Origin of the sequence: Archangium sp., assembly GCF_036389735.1 — a bacterium.
Classification (GTDB): Bacteria; Myxococcota; Myxococcia; order Myxococcales; family Myxococcaceae; genus Archangium.
The window spans coordinates 1-13,976 of sequence record NZ_DASVWK010000961.1; the positions used below are offsets into that span (position 1 = coordinate 1).

The 13,976-nt window shown below is 70.2% G+C and carries 12 protein-coding genes; 5 read left to right on the forward strand and 7 right to left on the reverse strand.

Annotated features, from left to right (window positions below):
- Together VF794_RS34105 and VF794_RS34110 are read left to right on the forward strand one after the other, a co-directional pair.
- Positions 1 to 388: sigma factor-like helix-turn-helix DNA-binding protein (locus VF794_RS34105; protein WP_331117299.1), on the forward strand; the 388-nt coding region annotated here is incomplete at its 5' end.
- Between the two features lie 85 nt (positions 389 to 473).
- Positions 474 to 893: a CBS domain-containing protein gene (locus VF794_RS34110; RefSeq protein ID WP_331117300.1), complete on the forward strand. Its 420-nt coding sequence runs from the start codon at positions 474 to 476 to the stop codon at positions 891 to 893.
- On the opposite strand, the gene VF794_RS34115 is transcribed toward VF794_RS34110, so the two are convergent.
- Positions 877 to 1,434, reverse strand: coding sequence for a YkgJ family cysteine cluster protein (locus VF794_RS34115; protein WP_331117301.1), 558 nt, complete (start codon positions 1,432 to 1,434; stop codon positions 877 to 879). The two genes, VF794_RS34110 and VF794_RS34115, sit on opposite strands and share 17 nt — an antisense overlap.
- A 51-nt stretch (positions 1,435 to 1,485) precedes the next feature.
- Between VF794_RS34115 and VF794_RS34120 the strand changes: the two genes are divergently transcribed.
- On the forward strand, positions 1,486 to 2,166 hold the full coding sequence (locus VF794_RS34120) for a hypothetical protein (RefSeq protein ID WP_331117302.1): 681 nt from the start codon (positions 1,486 to 1,488) through the stop codon (positions 2,164 to 2,166).
- 96 nt (positions 2,167 to 2,262) lie between these two features.
- Here the strand turns inward: VF794_RS34120 and VF794_RS34125 are convergent, their stop codons facing one another.
- From VF794_RS34125 to VF794_RS34150, 6 genes are all read right to left on the reverse strand, one after another.
- Complete coding sequence (locus VF794_RS34125; protein WP_331117303.1) at positions 2,263 to 4,695, reverse strand: nitrilase-related carbon-nitrogen hydrolase; 2,433 nt, start codon at positions 4,693 to 4,695, stop codon at positions 2,263 to 2,265.
- 91 nt (positions 4,696 to 4,786) lie between these two features.
- Entirely contained in the window at positions 4,787 to 6,796 is a 2,010-nt protein-coding gene (locus VF794_RS34130) for a S8 family serine peptidase (protein ID WP_331117304.1), read from the reverse strand.
- A 130-nt stretch (positions 6,797 to 6,926) separates the two neighbouring features.
- Complete coding sequence (locus VF794_RS34135) at positions 6,927 to 8,570, reverse strand: GMC family oxidoreductase (protein ID WP_331117305.1); 1,644 nt, start codon at positions 8,568 to 8,570, stop codon at positions 6,927 to 6,929.
- A gap of 59 nt (positions 8,571 to 8,629) precedes the next feature.
- Complete coding sequence (locus VF794_RS34140; RefSeq protein ID WP_331117306.1) at positions 8,630 to 9,571, reverse strand: acyl-CoA dehydrogenase; 942 nt, start codon at positions 9,569 to 9,571, stop codon at positions 8,630 to 8,632.
- Between the two features lie 4 nt (positions 9,572 to 9,575).
- The gene (locus VF794_RS34145; protein ID WP_331117307.1) at positions 9,576 to 10,076 is read right to left on the reverse strand and encodes a hypothetical protein; all 501 of its coding nucleotides are present in this window, start codon (positions 10,074 to 10,076) and stop codon (positions 9,576 to 9,578) included.
- 159 nt (positions 10,077 to 10,235) lie between these two features.
- Complete coding sequence (locus VF794_RS34150; RefSeq protein WP_331117308.1) at positions 10,236 to 11,006, reverse strand: exodeoxyribonuclease III; 771 nt, start codon at positions 11,004 to 11,006, stop codon at positions 10,236 to 10,238.
- 238 nt (positions 11,007 to 11,244) lie between these two features.
- On the opposite strand from VF794_RS34150, the gene VF794_RS34155 reads away from it, so the two are divergent.
- Positions 11,245 to 12,195 (forward strand): tetratricopeptide repeat protein, encoded by a 951-nt coding sequence (locus VF794_RS34155; RefSeq protein ID WP_331117309.1) that lies wholly within the window; start codon positions 11,245 to 11,247, stop codon positions 12,193 to 12,195.
- A gap of 107 nt (positions 12,196 to 12,302) precedes the next feature.
- On the forward strand, positions 12,303 to 13,976 hold a 1,674-nt coding region (locus VF794_RS34160), incomplete at its 3' end, for a transglycosylase domain-containing protein (RefSeq protein WP_331117310.1).

Consider the following 13,976-nt stretch of genomic DNA (forward strand, 5'->3'; position numbering starts at 1 on the left):
TCTGCGGCAGGACGAGGTCCGGCTCGATGTGTCCCCCGAGGACGACCAGGGCCGCCCCACCCCGGGGCGCGCGGTGCCCTCGGGTACGCCCGCGGTGGACGAGGAGCTCGGACGGCGGGAGCTCACGTACTGGTTCAAGAAGAAGCTCCACGCCTTCGCCCACGGGCTGAGTGACGAGCGCGAGCGTTACATCCTGGAGCACCGGCTCCTGGCCGAGGAGCCCGAGACCCTTCAGACCATCGGTGAGCACTTCCAGGTGAGCCGGGAGCGGGCGCGTCAGGTAGAGGCCGGGCTCATCGAGCACATGCGGCAGTACCTGCACGAGCTCATGCCGGATTTCGCGTGGCTGGGCCCGGCGCCCGTGCGGGAGCTGCCGGCTCCGACCTGAAGGCGGGACTCCACACATGGCGAGGGAATTGCACGTGAGCAGCAGGCAACACACAGGGGCGCATGCCGCCCCGAGGAGACGTCGGATGCGTATCGGCGAGCTGATGACGAAGAGCCTGGAGACCATCGAGGCGGACGCCCCCCTGCGCGCGGCGGCCGAGCGGATGCGCTCATATGGTATCGGGGCGCTGCCCGTGCTGGATGGGGAGCAGCTCGTGGGGATGCTGACGGACCGGGACATCACCGTGCGCGCGACGGCAGCGGGCAAGGATCCGAACCGGACATCGGTGCGTGAGGCGATGACCCATCTCGTCATCACCTGCGACGCGGACGCGCCCCTCTCGGAGGCCGAGCACCTGATGGAGGAGAAGGCGGTGCGGCGCCTGGTGGTGCTCGACGCCTACAAGAAGCCGGTGGGCCTCATCAGCCTGGACGACCTGTCCACGGTGCCGGGCGAGGCGCGGCACGCCGGAGAGGTGCTCCGCGAACTCAACACCCCGCGATAGGGGGAGCCCCGCCGGACGCGGGCCCGGGAGGATGAGCGGCGAACCACTCGAGGAGCGAGAGGGTGGCGCCGCTCATCCGTTCCAGGGTGTCCTCGAGCGAGTCCTGGTTGCCCCAGATGATGTCCCCCTCCCCGTGCTGGTCGAGCAACCCGCGGATGAAGTGGCACCAGTTGCCCGAGCCCCGGCTCACGTAGAAGCCATAGGTCCGGCAGGCCATGGGCCGGTGCGCATACACCCGGCAGCCGCCGGACTCGCGGTCGAGGAACGGGCAGGTGTAGGGCCGTTGCGTGCCCTCCAGCTCCGCCACGCGTGCGCGGCTCTCGGCCTGGGCCTCGGACGGGAGCGACTGGAAGCCCTCCCAGAGGTACGTCCACTCCAGCCGGGTGATGGTCAGCGGCGCCGCGAGGTGGCGACAGCAGTGGTCACACCCCTTGCGGCAGGGCCACCATGAGTGGCTCCCGGTAATGGACGACCCCCGCGCGTCGATGCGTCCATAGACGTCCTCCAGCGCCTGTCGCTGCTCCTGGGTGAGTGGCTCCATGGTGGTCGGCATCTTGCGGCAGGATGGGGGTCCCTGAGGAGACTCCCATCCGTGAAGAGTGAACAGGCAGACCCGACAACGAATGTCCCGGTCCCCAGTCCCTGGCGACTGCTGCCGGCCGTGGGCCTGCTGCTCCTCACCGGGTGCGCGTCCGTCACCCACGTGCGCCCCCTGCCCCGTGGCGCCCTGGTGGCCGAGGCCTCCGCCGGAGGGCCCCTGGTCCAGGTAGGCGGCGTTCCCATCCCACTCCCCCTCACGAGCGTGGGCGCCACGTACGGACTGCTGGAGCGACTCAGCGTCCACGGACACGTGCAGCCCTCGCCGCTGATGTTCGGCGCGCTCGGTGGGGACGTGGGGGCCACGGGCCTGCTGCTGAGGGAACAGGGGGCATGGCCAGCGCTCGCGGCCTCGGGGCAGGTGCACGTGCTCACGGACCTCCGCACCGACTCCTGGTGGTCCGCCGACGCGAGCCTCACCGCGAGTTGGCTCCTGGGGGAACGGTGGATGCCCTACGTCACCACCACCGGACAACTGGACTTCCTCAACCGGCTCTTCCACGTCGCGCCCGGAGTGGGCGCCCAGGTGTTGCTCGACCGATGGACGCTCCAGGCCGAGGCCCGGCTCTACGCCCCCACACACCGCTCGGACATCGCCGCAGTGCCCTACGTGGGCCTCGCCGGACATGGAGCCTTCGGACTCGTGCTCGGCGCGGGGTATCGGTTCGGACCCTGAACCCTCCGGTCGCGCGCCGCGCGAACTGGTACAACCATTGGACCAGCTACACGAGCGCGCGCCCGGGCCCCCCTCTGCGTACGCGCCCCCGACAGCTCACGGCCAACGGTTGACGTGGATGCGGCTCCAGCCGCTCCGGTCATCCTCGAAGAACACCCGTGTCCCATTGCTCGTGGAGACCAGCCTCGGGCGTGTGAGTTGGTTACCAGCCTCGCCCGTGCCATCCAGGCGCTCGGGCATGACTGTTGGCGCTCCCGCCGTCAGCGGCACCGCGACGGAGTAGAGCGCGTTCTTGCCCGGCGTCAGGTCCTGGAACACCGCGCGCACGCCCTCCCCCACCCGCGCCACCGAGGGACGGAAACGACTCACGAAAGCCCCCTCGTCCGCGCCTCCCTTCAGCCCGGGAAGCGCTGTCCACCCCTCCCCTGTCCTCCAGTGTGCGAACCGCACATCCCGGTGTCCTCGCCGTGCCCGCAGGTCCTCCCAGGCAAGCACCAGCGTTCCCTCGGGTCCCGCCGTGACCACCGGGTCCGCCGCCAGCACCTCGGTCTCCGATGGGGGTGACACCTTTTCCGGTGCCAGGAACCCGGACGCCCCCCGCGACGCCACCACCGCCCACACCTGCCAATCCCGCTCGCGGTAGTCCAGCCAGGCCACCGCCAGCACCGTCTCCGTCCACGTCAGCGTCGGCTGTGCCTGCATTCCCTCAATGCGCGAGACCTCGGCGCCGCCTTCGTCCACTCGCACCGACGCGCCCCAGATGCGCCCGCCATCCACCGAGCGCGATAGGCGCACCTTCGCCGCGAGCCCCTCGCGGAAGTCTGTCCACACCAGCGCCAGCTCCCCTCCGTCCGGCCGGAAGGCGAGCCGTGGCTCCCACTGCGCCGCATCGGTCGGCTCCACGTCCAATGCCGGGGAGAAGCTCCCTCCCCCGTCCCCGGAGGTAGCCACGCGGACCCTGTCGGGGTGTTCCCTCGTCTTCTCCTGCCACGCCACCACCACCTGACCCGCTCCGTGCGCGGCCACCGTGGGCCGAAGCTGCCGTTCGAGTGAAGGAGCCACCGGCACGGCCTCGCGCCAGTGCGCTCCGCCGTCCTCGCTCACCGCGAGCATCACCTGCGGCATCCCCGTGCGCGTGTCGCTGAACACCACGTACACGCGCCCCTCCCCGTCCACCGCCGCCTCCGCGTTGCCCTGGTGGCCACGCTCGGCCGGGGCCACCTCCGACGACGCGAGCCCGGCGCCCGGTGTCACCGGAATGGCCGGCGCCGCACGCGCGTCCCCGTGGAAGAACAGGTCCGCGCCCACGAGCGCCCGCCGGTACTCTCCTGCCTTCCGCCCTCCCGGCAGCAGCGCCCGCCCCTCCTCCAGCAGCCGCGTCCTGCGCTCCTCCAACGACAGGCCCAGCTCGCGCACCACCGGGTCCTCCATCGTCCACGGGCCGATGTCCCTCCAGCCCCGCAGCGGCAGGCTGCCCACGAAGCCCCGAGGCACCTCGTCCGGGGTTCCCTTTCGCGTCAGCCACACCTGCCCGTCGAACAGCATGTCGAACAGGTTGCCGTGCAGCATGGGCGTCGCGTTGGCGATGATGCCCCGGTACTTCTGCGTGTGGCTCCACCCCGAGGCCAGGATGACGTCCGGCAGCCAGCCGCCCCGCGCATCCTCGAGCATCCACCCTTCCGTCCACGCCTCCGGCTGCACCACCAACTCCGCCCCCAGATCCTCCATCCGCTGAACGAAGGGCGGATAGAAGGCATCCCGGCTGATGGCCGCACCCACCCGCCCAAAGGGCATCTCGAATACCAGCGGCGCGTCCAGCCGGCCCGTGGACAAGTCCAGATCCTTCACCTCGGGGTCCGTGAGGAACACCTTGTCCACCCGCCCCGCCAGCTTCCCGTCCGGCCCGTACCACAGGGCCGCGTTGAAGACCTCGGGGCCCGTCGCCACGTAGGCCAGGTCCCCCGCCGGAGCCGCCGGGTCTCGCAGCAGCGGCGCGTGCTCGCGGCGCACGTACGGCACGTTCGCGGACGTGATGACATGCACCCCGTAGCGCTTCGCGATCCCTCCGAAAGTGCGGTCCATCGAGCGCCACGCCACGTCCCCGAGCGCCAGCGTCAGCCCTCGCGCCGCGGAGATGCCCGGGAAGCGCTCCCGATACGCATCCGCCGCCGGGGCCCAGCCCGCGTACATCGCGCTGAAGGCGCTCGCCACGTCCGAGGCCCCTCGCGCCAGCAGTGCCCTCGGCCCGCCGAACCAGGCGATCAGCCCCGCGTCCTCCGGGAAGACGACGAGGTTGGGCCGCGTCCTCGACAGACACGGCGCCACCGCGCGCAGGTCCTCCGCGTACGAGGCCTCGAAGGACTCATAGGAGATGGCGTCCTCCAGCTGGAAGCGGTGCCCCACCACGAAGACGCGCGCGTCCCCTTCGTCGCTGAAGGAGAGCGAGCATACGGTGTCATCGGTGGGGAGTTGCGGCCTGGGCGTACAGGCCACGAGCAGCACGAGGGCAGCGAGAGCGAGTGAACGCATGGGGGCGGGCACTGTAGCGGCCCGAAAATGAAACGGCGCGGGGGGCCTTGCTGGCCACCCCCGCGCCGCGGGACTTCCGAACTCCGAGCGACTACCGGGTGATGGTCAGCGCGGTGTCATCCACGAAGAAGCTCGTCGCGAGCGAGGAGTCCTCCGTGCCGTTGAAGTAGACGCGGATCGTCTGGCCCTTGTACGCCGCCAGGTCGAACGTCTTCTGCGCGTAGGCCGTCGACTTGTTCAGGTTGCTGTAGGTGGCCACCGTCGCCAGCACCGTGCTGGCGGTGTTGCGCACCGTCACCGTCAGCTTGTCGTAGGCCGAGGTGGTGGTGGTCTCCGAGGTGGTGATCTTGTACCAGAAGGAGAGCGAGGCGCTGCAGGCGGTGGAGGGGATGGTGATGTCCTGGTAGGCGAAGTTCGTCGTGGTCGAGCCGTAGCCGTTCAGATACGCCTTGTAGGTGCCCGTGCGCGGCGCGCTACCCGAGGTGCCACTGCTGATGACGCCCGAGCTGGCCGTCCAGTTCACGGCGCCGCTCTCGAAGCCCGGGTTGAGCAGGATCTGCTCGGTGGTGGCGCAGCTGCCCGTGGTGTTGCTCACCGTGACGGACACCGCGGACGAGGCGCCCACGTTGCCGGCGGCGTCATAGGCCTTGGTGGTCAACGAGTAGCCGCCGTTGGCCACGCCCGTGGTGTTCCAGTCGTAGCTGAACGGCGAGGTGGTGTCGGAGCCGAGCAGGGTGCTGCCCGCGAAGAACTCCACCTTGCTCACGCCCACGTTGTCCGAGGCGCTGGCGCTGATGGTGGTGGTGCCGCTCACCGTGGCGCCGCCCGTGGGCGAGGAGATGGAGGTGGTGGGCGCGGTGGTGTCGCCGCCCGTGCCGCCACCGGTGATGAACATCGTGTAGAGCAGCTTGTTCACCGAGCCGGTGCCGGGGCTGGTCACCTTGTTGGGGGTCGCGTTGGTGGTGAGCGCCGACATCACCTGCGCCGGGGTGGCCGTGGGGTTGGCCTGGAGGTAGAGGGCCGCCGCGCCCGCCACGTGCGGCGAGGCCATGGACGTGCCGCTCATGGAGGTGCTGGCCGTGTCGCTGGAGTATGCGGCCGAGGTGATGCTCGAGCCCGGCGCGAAGATGTCCAGGCAGGTGCCGTAGTTGGAGAAGGACGAGCGGGCGTCGCTGCTGGTGGTGGAGCCCACGGTGAGGGCGTTGGGCGTGCGCGCCGGCGAGTAGCTGCAGGCATTGCCGCTGTCGTTGCCCGCGGCGACGGCCGTCACCACGCCCGCGGCGATCATCCGCTCCACCGCGTCATCCAGCGCCTGCGAGGCGTCACCGCCGAGGCTCATGTTGGCCGAGGCCGGCTTGACATGGTTGGCCGTCACCCAGTCCAGGCCGGCGATGACCTGGGCGTCGGTGCCGCTGCCGTCACAACCGAGCACGCGCACCGGGTGCAGCGTCACCTTCTTCGCCACGCCCCAGGTGGTGCCACCCACCGTGCCCGCCACGTGCGTGCCATGGCCCTGGCAGTCGTTGGCGTTGCCACCGGCGGTGATGGCGTCATAGCCATTGCCCACGCGCCCGGTGAACTGGGAGTGCGTCAGCCGCATTCCCGTGTCGATGATGTACGCGTGCACCCCGGTGCCATCGACGTTGTAGTTGTAGGTCTGGTTGAGCGGCAGGCTCGCCTGGTCGACGCGGTCGATGCCCCACGTCGCGCTCGTCTGGGTGCCCGACATCGACACCACGCCGTTCTCCTCGATGTACGCCACGCGGGGGTCCGTCAGCAGCTCGCGCACCCGCGCCTCGGGCATGCGCACCGCGAAGCCCTTGAGGGCGTGGTCGTACGCGTGCAGCACCTGGCCGCCGCGAGAGACCGCCATCTCGTCCGCCATCGCCGCCGCGCGCACCCCGGCCACGCTCTTCACATCCTCGCGCAGCACGACGATGTACTCGTCCGGCACCGACTTCGGCTTGCGCAGGAGCTGGGCCACCTGACCCACTTCCTTGGACTCGATGACCTGCTGCTGCTCCTCGGGCAGCGGCTCGCCGCACGCGGCCAGGCCCAACAGGGAGCAGGTGAACAGCGTCTGCGTCAGCTTCAGCTTCATGGAATCTCCGGGGGTGGCGGACTGCCGGTGAAGAGAACGAGATCAACGGAGAAATTAAACCTTACGGTTCAACCGGTCAACGCCGTAAATCTCGTTTTCTCCGGTTTTGATACCCCGGAGGCCGGGCGCGCTATCCCGAGAGGGCGGCGGGCCGCGCGACGGCCCCGGTCACCTCCGCCTCGCGCTCCACCTGCTGCCGGACGGGGATGAAGGACATGGCACGCTCGGCGAGCGCGGTGATGGTGAGCGAGGGATTGACGCCTGGGTTGGCGGAGATGGCCGAGCCGTCGACGACATAGAGGCCCTCGTAGCCGAAGAGGCGGTGCTGGGCGTCGATGGTGCCCGTCTGGGGCGAGTCCCCCATGCAGCAGCCGCCGAGGATGTGAGCGGTGGTGGGGATTCCCATGAGCGTCTCGGTGGCCATGTTCATGGGCACGCCGTCCAGCTTCTCCGCCACGCGGTGGGCCAGCTCGGTGGCCTCGGGCATGTGGGCGGTGGGAGCGGGGCCCTCCTGAAGCCCGGTGGTGAGCCCCTTGCGCCCGCCCGTGAAGAGCCCGCGCCCACGCTTCATGCGCAGGTGCCCGTCCAGGGTGCGCATGTAGAGGAGGATCATCGTCCTGCGGGCGAAGTCGCCCGTGAAGGCGGCGCGCAGCAGCTTGAGCGGGTGGCGCAGGAAGAGGCCGGTCAGCTTCGCCAGCCGCGAGAAGGCGGTAGCGCCGCCCACGTGGGGCGCCATGAGGGTGCGGAAGAAGTCCGAGCCAGCGCCGTAGCGCACCGGCTCCAGGTGCGAGTGCGCATCCGTGTGGAGGATGGAGCCGATGGCGATGCCCGTGGACAAATCCTTGTCATGGAAGCGCTTGCCGGCCACCACACCGATGAGGGCCTCCGAGTTGGTGCGCACGCCATCGCCGAGCCGGTCCGACAGCCTGGGCAGCCCGTCCGGGTGTGCCTTCAGCTTGAGGAGCAGGTCCACCGTGCCCAACACGCCGCCGGAGAAGATGACCTGGCGCGCGGTGAAGCGCCGCTTGCGGCGGGAGAAGCGCGAGGCCCCCTCGAGTGCCTCCACCTCGTAGCCGCCTCCGGGCAGCGGGCGCACCCACGTGGCCTCGGTGTCCGCGTGGATGGAGAGACCGCGCTTCTCGGCGAAATAGAGGTAGTTCTTGTCCAGGGAGTTCTTGGCGCCGAAGCGGCAGCCCGTCATGCAGGCGCCGCACGAGTTGCAGCCGGTGCGCTCGGGGCCCTCGCCGCCGAAGTACGGGTCCGGCACCGTCACCCCGGGCTTGCCGAAGTAGACGGCCACCGTGGTGGACTGGAAGTCCTCGCGGCCCATCTCCCTGCCCACCTGCTGGATGATCTCATCCGGCAGCGTGCGCAGCGGGTTCACCGTGGCCCCGAGCATCTTGCGCGCGGTGTCGTAGTACGGCGACAGCTCCGCCTTCCAGTCGGCCAGGTGCCCCCAGGAGCGGGCCTGGAAGAAGTCGTCCTTCGGAATGGGCAGCGTGTTGGCGTAGACGAGTGAACCTCCGCCCACGCCCACCCCGGACAACACGGTGACGTGGCGGAAGAAGGTCATCTTGAACAGGCCGCGCCACCCGAGCCGCGGCATCCACAGCCAGCGCTTCAGGTCCCAGTTCGTCTTGGGGAAGTCCCTGGCCCCCAGGCGCCGGCCCTTCTCCAGCATCACCACCCGGTAGCCCTTCTCCGTGAGGCGATGGGCGCTCACGCTCCCGCCAAAGCCCGAGCCGATGATGAGCCAGTCGCAATCGAAAGCCATCGTGTGTCCTCCCCCCAGAGGGGATGATTCTCAGATTACCTGTGATGCGCTGGGTGCGCTTACTCGCCTGCTCGGGAGGCTTGCGCCAGCTTCTGACGGGCGGTCTCTCGTCGCTTCGCGCGCACCTTGCCGGCCACGTTGAGCAGCAGCCGGTCCCGCTCCCAGAGCGCGCGCGTGGGCGCGTCCACCTGCTCCCAGAGCGTCCCCAGCCCGTCCACCCGCCGCCGACACAGGTCGATTGCTCCCGCCAGCGCGAGCTGCACCGCTGGTGAGGCCGGGTCCGCTCGCGCCAGTCCGCGCATCGTCACCGCCAGCGCGAGCAGTTCCTCGCGCACCTCGTCCGGCCAGCCCGAGCGGCGGGCCACCTGGAGCAGCCAGCCCAGCAGCGCCGCGAAGATGTGGCAGTCCTCCACCGTGCGGAACGGTTTGACGTAGCGCTCATAGCCATCGCCGGGCAGTACCTCCTCGGGAGCCACCACCACCTCGTGAAGGCCCAGCTCGGCGTGGGGCACCTCCGGGATGAAGGGCGTCGGCGACAGTTCGGTGACCATCACCCCCGGGCGGCGCGCGTCGAGCCGCACCAGCCGCAGCCGGTTGCGTCCCTGGGCGTCCTGACCCTCGGTGGCCACCACCAGCAACACGTCCGCCGCGGAGCCCAGGGTGACGAAGGCCTTGGTGCCCTCCAGGTGCAGCGTGCCCTCGCTCGCGCTGGTGAGCCGGGTCTGCATGGCCGCGGGGTGTCCGCCCCCGGTCTCGGTGACACACAGCGCGTAGCGGTGTTCAGGCGACAGCTCGGGGACGAGCGAGCGCAGCGCGGAGTGGTAGCCCGAGGCGAAGGCGTAGCCCAGTCGATCCGCCGCGAAGCCCCCGGCGAACGCCACATCCACGGGCAGCGGGAAGCGCGAGGACAGCCTCAGGTGGCGTGTCCACCAGTCCTCGACGGAGCCCAGGGGCAGCGGGGTGGGCGCTTCGGTGAGGAGGAACCGCAGGAGCGCGTCCATGGGATCAGGCGGACGAAGCCACCGGCTGTCGCGAGCCCGCCCCGGGCAGGTGCATCAGCTCGTCCACGATGCCCAGGGCGATCAGCTCGAACAGGGCGTCCGCGCTCTCCTGGAGTGGCCAGTCCGCACGGACCCGCTCGACCGGAGCCTTCACGGACTCCGCCTGGGCCTCGGGCCCTTCCACGGCCAGGAAACAGGCCGCCATCACCTCGGAGATGTCCAGGGAGCGGGTCACCGGCTGGATGAGCTGCGCCAGCAGCTCATCATCGATGTGGGAGGGAGGAGGCCCGTCGCGAACGGCATCGGCCACCTCGGCCATGTCGAACACCAGCCGGCTGGACCTGTAGAACGAGTGGCTGGAGATGACCGCGAGCAGGCTCCGGGCCCGCTCGGGCCACGCCGAGCGGAGCGCCTTGCCGCGCAAGGCCAGTGCGCAGAGCACCGCACGCGTACGGTGGGTCACCTTCGCGAGGCGAACCAGCAGAAGCTCGTCGGTTCTGTTCATGCCAGTTCCCGGCTCCTTGACGCCGCGGCGAGGCCCATAAGCCCAACATTCCTGGGCCTCGCGATGCAAGAGGGGGGAGCGAAGAAATCCCCCTCTCACGCCCGAGGGTCGTGTTACCCGACGTGACGGGTCATGCGCGGACTACCGGGCACGGCGTCCTCAGTCCTTGAACTCGGTCCACACCGGCGCGTGATCCGAGGGCTGCTTGCCCTTGCGCGCCTCGCGGTCCACGTCCGCCGCCACCACCCGCTTCGCCAGCGGCGCCGTCGCGAAGATGTGGTCGATGCGCAGCCCCTTGTTCTTCGGGAACGCCAGCATCCGGTAGTCCCACCAGCTGAACCGCTGCTCCTTGGGGTGCAACGCGCGGAAGGTGTCCGTCAGCCCGAACGCGCACAGCTCCTTGAGCGCCGCGCGCTCCTTCGCGGTGAAGAGCGTCTGCCCCTCCCACAGCGCGGGATCCCAGGTGTCGATGTCCTCGGGCGCCACGTTCCAGTCCCCGCACAGCACCAGCGGCTCGCCCGGCTTGTGCCGCGCGTCCAGGTAGCGCCGCAGCCGGCCGTACCACTCCAGCTTGTACTGGTACGCCGGCGAGTCCACCGACTGCCCGTTGGGCGCGTACACGCTCAGCACCCGCACCCCGTTCACCGTCGCCGCGATCAGCCGCGCGTGCGAGTCGTCCACCCCGTCCGACAGGCCCCGCACCACGTCCGTGGGCTCCGTCTTCGCCAGGATGGCCACCCCGTTGTACGTCTTCTGCCCGTGCACCGCGGCGTGGTAGCCCGCCTCCCGCACGGCCTCCATCGGGAACTCGGCGTCCGTGCACTTCAGTTCTTGAAGGCACAGCACGTCCGGTTGGGCGCTCTTCAGCCAGTCCACCAGCCGATCCAGTCGGGCTCGGACCGAGTTCACGTTCCAGGCGGCGATCTTCATCCCGCCCAACGTCGCACGTCACCTCCCCACCCCGCCACGGTTTTTCCCGCCCCTCGGGTGGCACACCTTGTAGGTCCTGTAGCGGGCTGTCGCGCCCGGGGTGTGGCCCTCGGGCCGCACCGGGCTCGGACGGAGAGCGGGAAGGCGTCCTCGTCTACCCTCACCTCCGCCTTCTCCCAGAGGGAGAGGGGTTTGGCACGGGCATCGCAATGGGCTCCTCCCGAGAAGGAGCCCCACCATGAAGAACACCATCCTGTCCGCCTGCCTCGCCGTCCTCGCCCTCGCCGCCTGCGATGCCAGCCAGAACCGACGGTTTCCCGGGCTCCGCGCCTCCGCCTCGCCCCGCCTCGCGAACCCGGTGTCGTCCGAGCGCGAGGTCTCCCTGCCCGCCTCGCCGGAGCTGCCCACGATGACCGATGGCCTGCCCGAGACGGTCAAGGCTCTCCCCGTGGCGGCCGAGGATCTCTCCCTCGCCGAGCCCGTGGACGCGCTCGCGCTCCCCCACGAGGAGCACCTTTATCCCGTGGATCACCTCGCCCGCGCCCGCGCGCTGCGCCAGGAGGAGGATCTCTCGGGGGCCCTCACCGAGGCCCGCCGCGCCGTCCACGATGCCGCGGACGACGTCGACGCCGCCGAGGAGGCGCTCGACACCGTCATCCTCCTGGCCCGGCTCACCGGCCAGAAGCAGCTCGCCTCGGACGCCTACGGGGAGCTGTCCCGCATCTTCCCCGACGGCCCCGAGCCCCTCATCCAGCAGGCCCGCCTGCTCCTGGAGCTCGGCGACACCACGGGTGCCTTCCGGGCCGCCGAGACCGCCGTGGAGCTCGACCCCGAGTACCCCGAGGGCTACCAGGTGCTCGGTCGCGTCCACCTCACCGCCGGCGAGCTCGACGAGGCCATCCTCCGGTTCCAACAGGCCGTGCACCTCGACCCGTACCACGGGTATGCCCTCAACAACCTCGGACTGGCCCTGCTCCAGTCGGGGAAGGCCGAGCAGGCCGCCGAGGTGCTCGCCCAGGCCTCCTACCTGCTGCCCCAGGTGGCCTACGTCCACAACAACCTGGGCCTCGCCTACGAGCGGCTCGGGCGCCTCGAGGAGGCGCGGATGGCCTTCGACACCGCCACCCGCCTCTCACCCAACGACGCCAAGGCCCGCCTCAACCGGGACCGTTTGAATCGCCACTCGTGAGGTCCCCCGCCCGGCAAGCCCGCCAGGGCCATTCCTGTTCCGGTCCAGGCGGTCTAACGTCGCTCACCCCTTCGTTTTCCCCGCGCCACATGAACACGGCCCGCGAGATGAGCTCCCTGCCCCACTCCCATCCTCCCGCCCCTCCTCCGACGCCCCCGGCGCCTCCGGCTCGTCCCAGCCCCGGCAGCCAGTTGTGGCTCTGGACGAAACGGCTCCTCGTCCTGGCCGGTGTGGGCGTGGTGCTGCTCGCGCTCACCGTCGGTGCCCTCTACCTCTACTACAGCCAGAACCTGCCCTCGGTGGAGGCCCTGCGCACCTATTCCCTGCCCCAGGTGACCAAGGTGCGGTGCGCGGACGGCACCGTGTGCACCGAGTTCTTCATGCCCCAGGGGCGGCGCACCGTCGTCAACATCGACAAGCTGCCGGCCCACGTGCGCAACGCCTTCCTCGCCGCCGAGGACGCCGACTTCTACAAGCACCCGGGCCTCGACTTCTTCGGCATGACGCGCGCCGCGGTGAAGAACCTCATCCCCGGCAGCCGCAAGTCCGGCGCCTCCACCATCACGCAGCAGGTGGTGAAGAACCTGCTGCTCACGCCCGAGCGCAGCTTCTCGCGCAAGATGCGCGAGTGGATCCTCACCCCGCGCGTGGAGGAGGCCCTCACCAAGGATCAGATCCTCAGCCTCTACATCAATCAGTCCTACTTCGGGCAGGGCCGCAGCGGCCTCGAGGAGGCGGCGCTCTACTACTTCGGCAAGCACGCGGCGGACCTGAACATCGGCGAGGCCGCGGTGATGGCCGGCACGGTGCAGTCGCCCAACCGCATCAACCCGGAGCGCAACATCGTCAAGGCCAAGCAGCGCCAGCGCTACGTGCTGGGGCAGTTGGCGCAGCACGGCTTCCTCCCCGAGGAGGTGGTGGCCAAGGAGCTGGAGAAGCCCATCGTCCTCGCCCCTCGGCCGCCGCCCGAGGTGGGCCCCTACTACGCCGAGGAGATCCGCCGCACGCTCGTCGCCCGCTACGGGGATACGGCCGTGCTCACCGGCGGTCTGCGCGTGGACATCGCCATGGTGCCCAAGCTCCAGGCCGTCGCCGACGAGGCGGTGCGCAAGGGGCTGGAGGCCGTGGATCGGCGCCTGGGTTACCGCGGCGCCCTGGGTACCCTGGAGCCCGCGCGCTTCGAGCGTCTCAAGCCCTTCATCAGCAAGCAGATCGAGGAGGCGGGGCGGCGGCAGAAGGAGGGCGCCAACGTGGCCGACCTCTCCACGCTCGTCCAGGCCCCGGAGCAGCCCAAGCCCGCCGAGGAGCCGGTGGTGGTGACCGCCACCGAGGAGGAGGAGGCCCCGCTGTCTCCCGAGGAGAAGCTCGCGAGCGAGGTGCAGCTCGCGCCTCTCGCGGAGGGCCTGCGCGTGGCCGGCTTCGTCACCCAGGTGGACGACGCGGGCAAGAAGGCCCGCGTGGATCTGGTGGCCCGCACCGCCGAAATCCAGTTCTCCACCGTCACCTGGGCGCGCCAGAAGGGGAAGAGCGCCCCCACGAAGATGTCGGACGTGATGAAGCCCGGGGACATCGTGCTCGTGCGCGTGCTGCGCGTCACACCCTCCCCCGCGCTCCTGGAGGCCACGCTGGATCAGGTGCCGCTCGTGCAGGGAGGCCTCGTCGTCATCAACCCGCAGAACCGCAACGTGGTGGCCATGGTGGGCGGCTATGACTTCAAGCAGTCGCCCTTCAACCGCGCCACCCAGGCCCGGCGCCAGCCCGGCTCGTCCTTCAAGCCCTTC

Bases quoted from the DNA above. Each gene is read 5' to 3' on its own strand.
- VF794_RS34110 (WP_331117300.1), top strand. From the start codon at position 474: ATGCGTATCGGCGAGCTGATGACGAAGAGCCTGGAGACCATCGAGGCG.
- VF794_RS34115 (WP_331117301.1), bottom strand. From the start codon at position 1,434: ATGGAGCCACTCACCCAGGAGCAGCGACAGGCGCTGGAGGACGTCTAT.
- VF794_RS34125 (WP_331117303.1), bottom strand. From the start codon at position 4,695: ATGCGTTCACTCGCTCTCGCTGCCCTCGTGCTGCTCGTGGCCTGTACG.
- VF794_RS34130 (WP_331117304.1), bottom strand. From the start codon at position 6,796: ATGAAGCTGAAGCTGACGCAGACGCTGTTCACCTGCTCCCTGTTGGGC.
- VF794_RS34135 (WP_331117305.1), bottom strand. From the start codon at position 8,570: ATGGCTTTCGATTGCGACTGGCTCATCATCGGCTCGGGCTTTGGCGGG.
- VF794_RS34140 (WP_331117306.1), bottom strand. From the start codon at position 9,571: ATGGACGCGCTCCTGCGGTTCCTCCTCACCGAAGCGCCCACCCCGCTG.
- VF794_RS34145 (WP_331117307.1), bottom strand. From the start codon at position 10,076: ATGAACAGAACCGACGAGCTTCTGCTGGTTCGCCTCGCGAAGGTGACC.
- VF794_RS34150 (WP_331117308.1), bottom strand. From the start codon at position 11,006: ATGAAGATCGCCGCCTGGAACGTGAACTCGGTCCGAGCCCGACTGGAT.
- VF794_RS34155 (WP_331117309.1), top strand. From the start codon at position 11,245: ATGAAGAACACCATCCTGTCCGCCTGCCTCGCCGTCCTCGCCCTCGCC.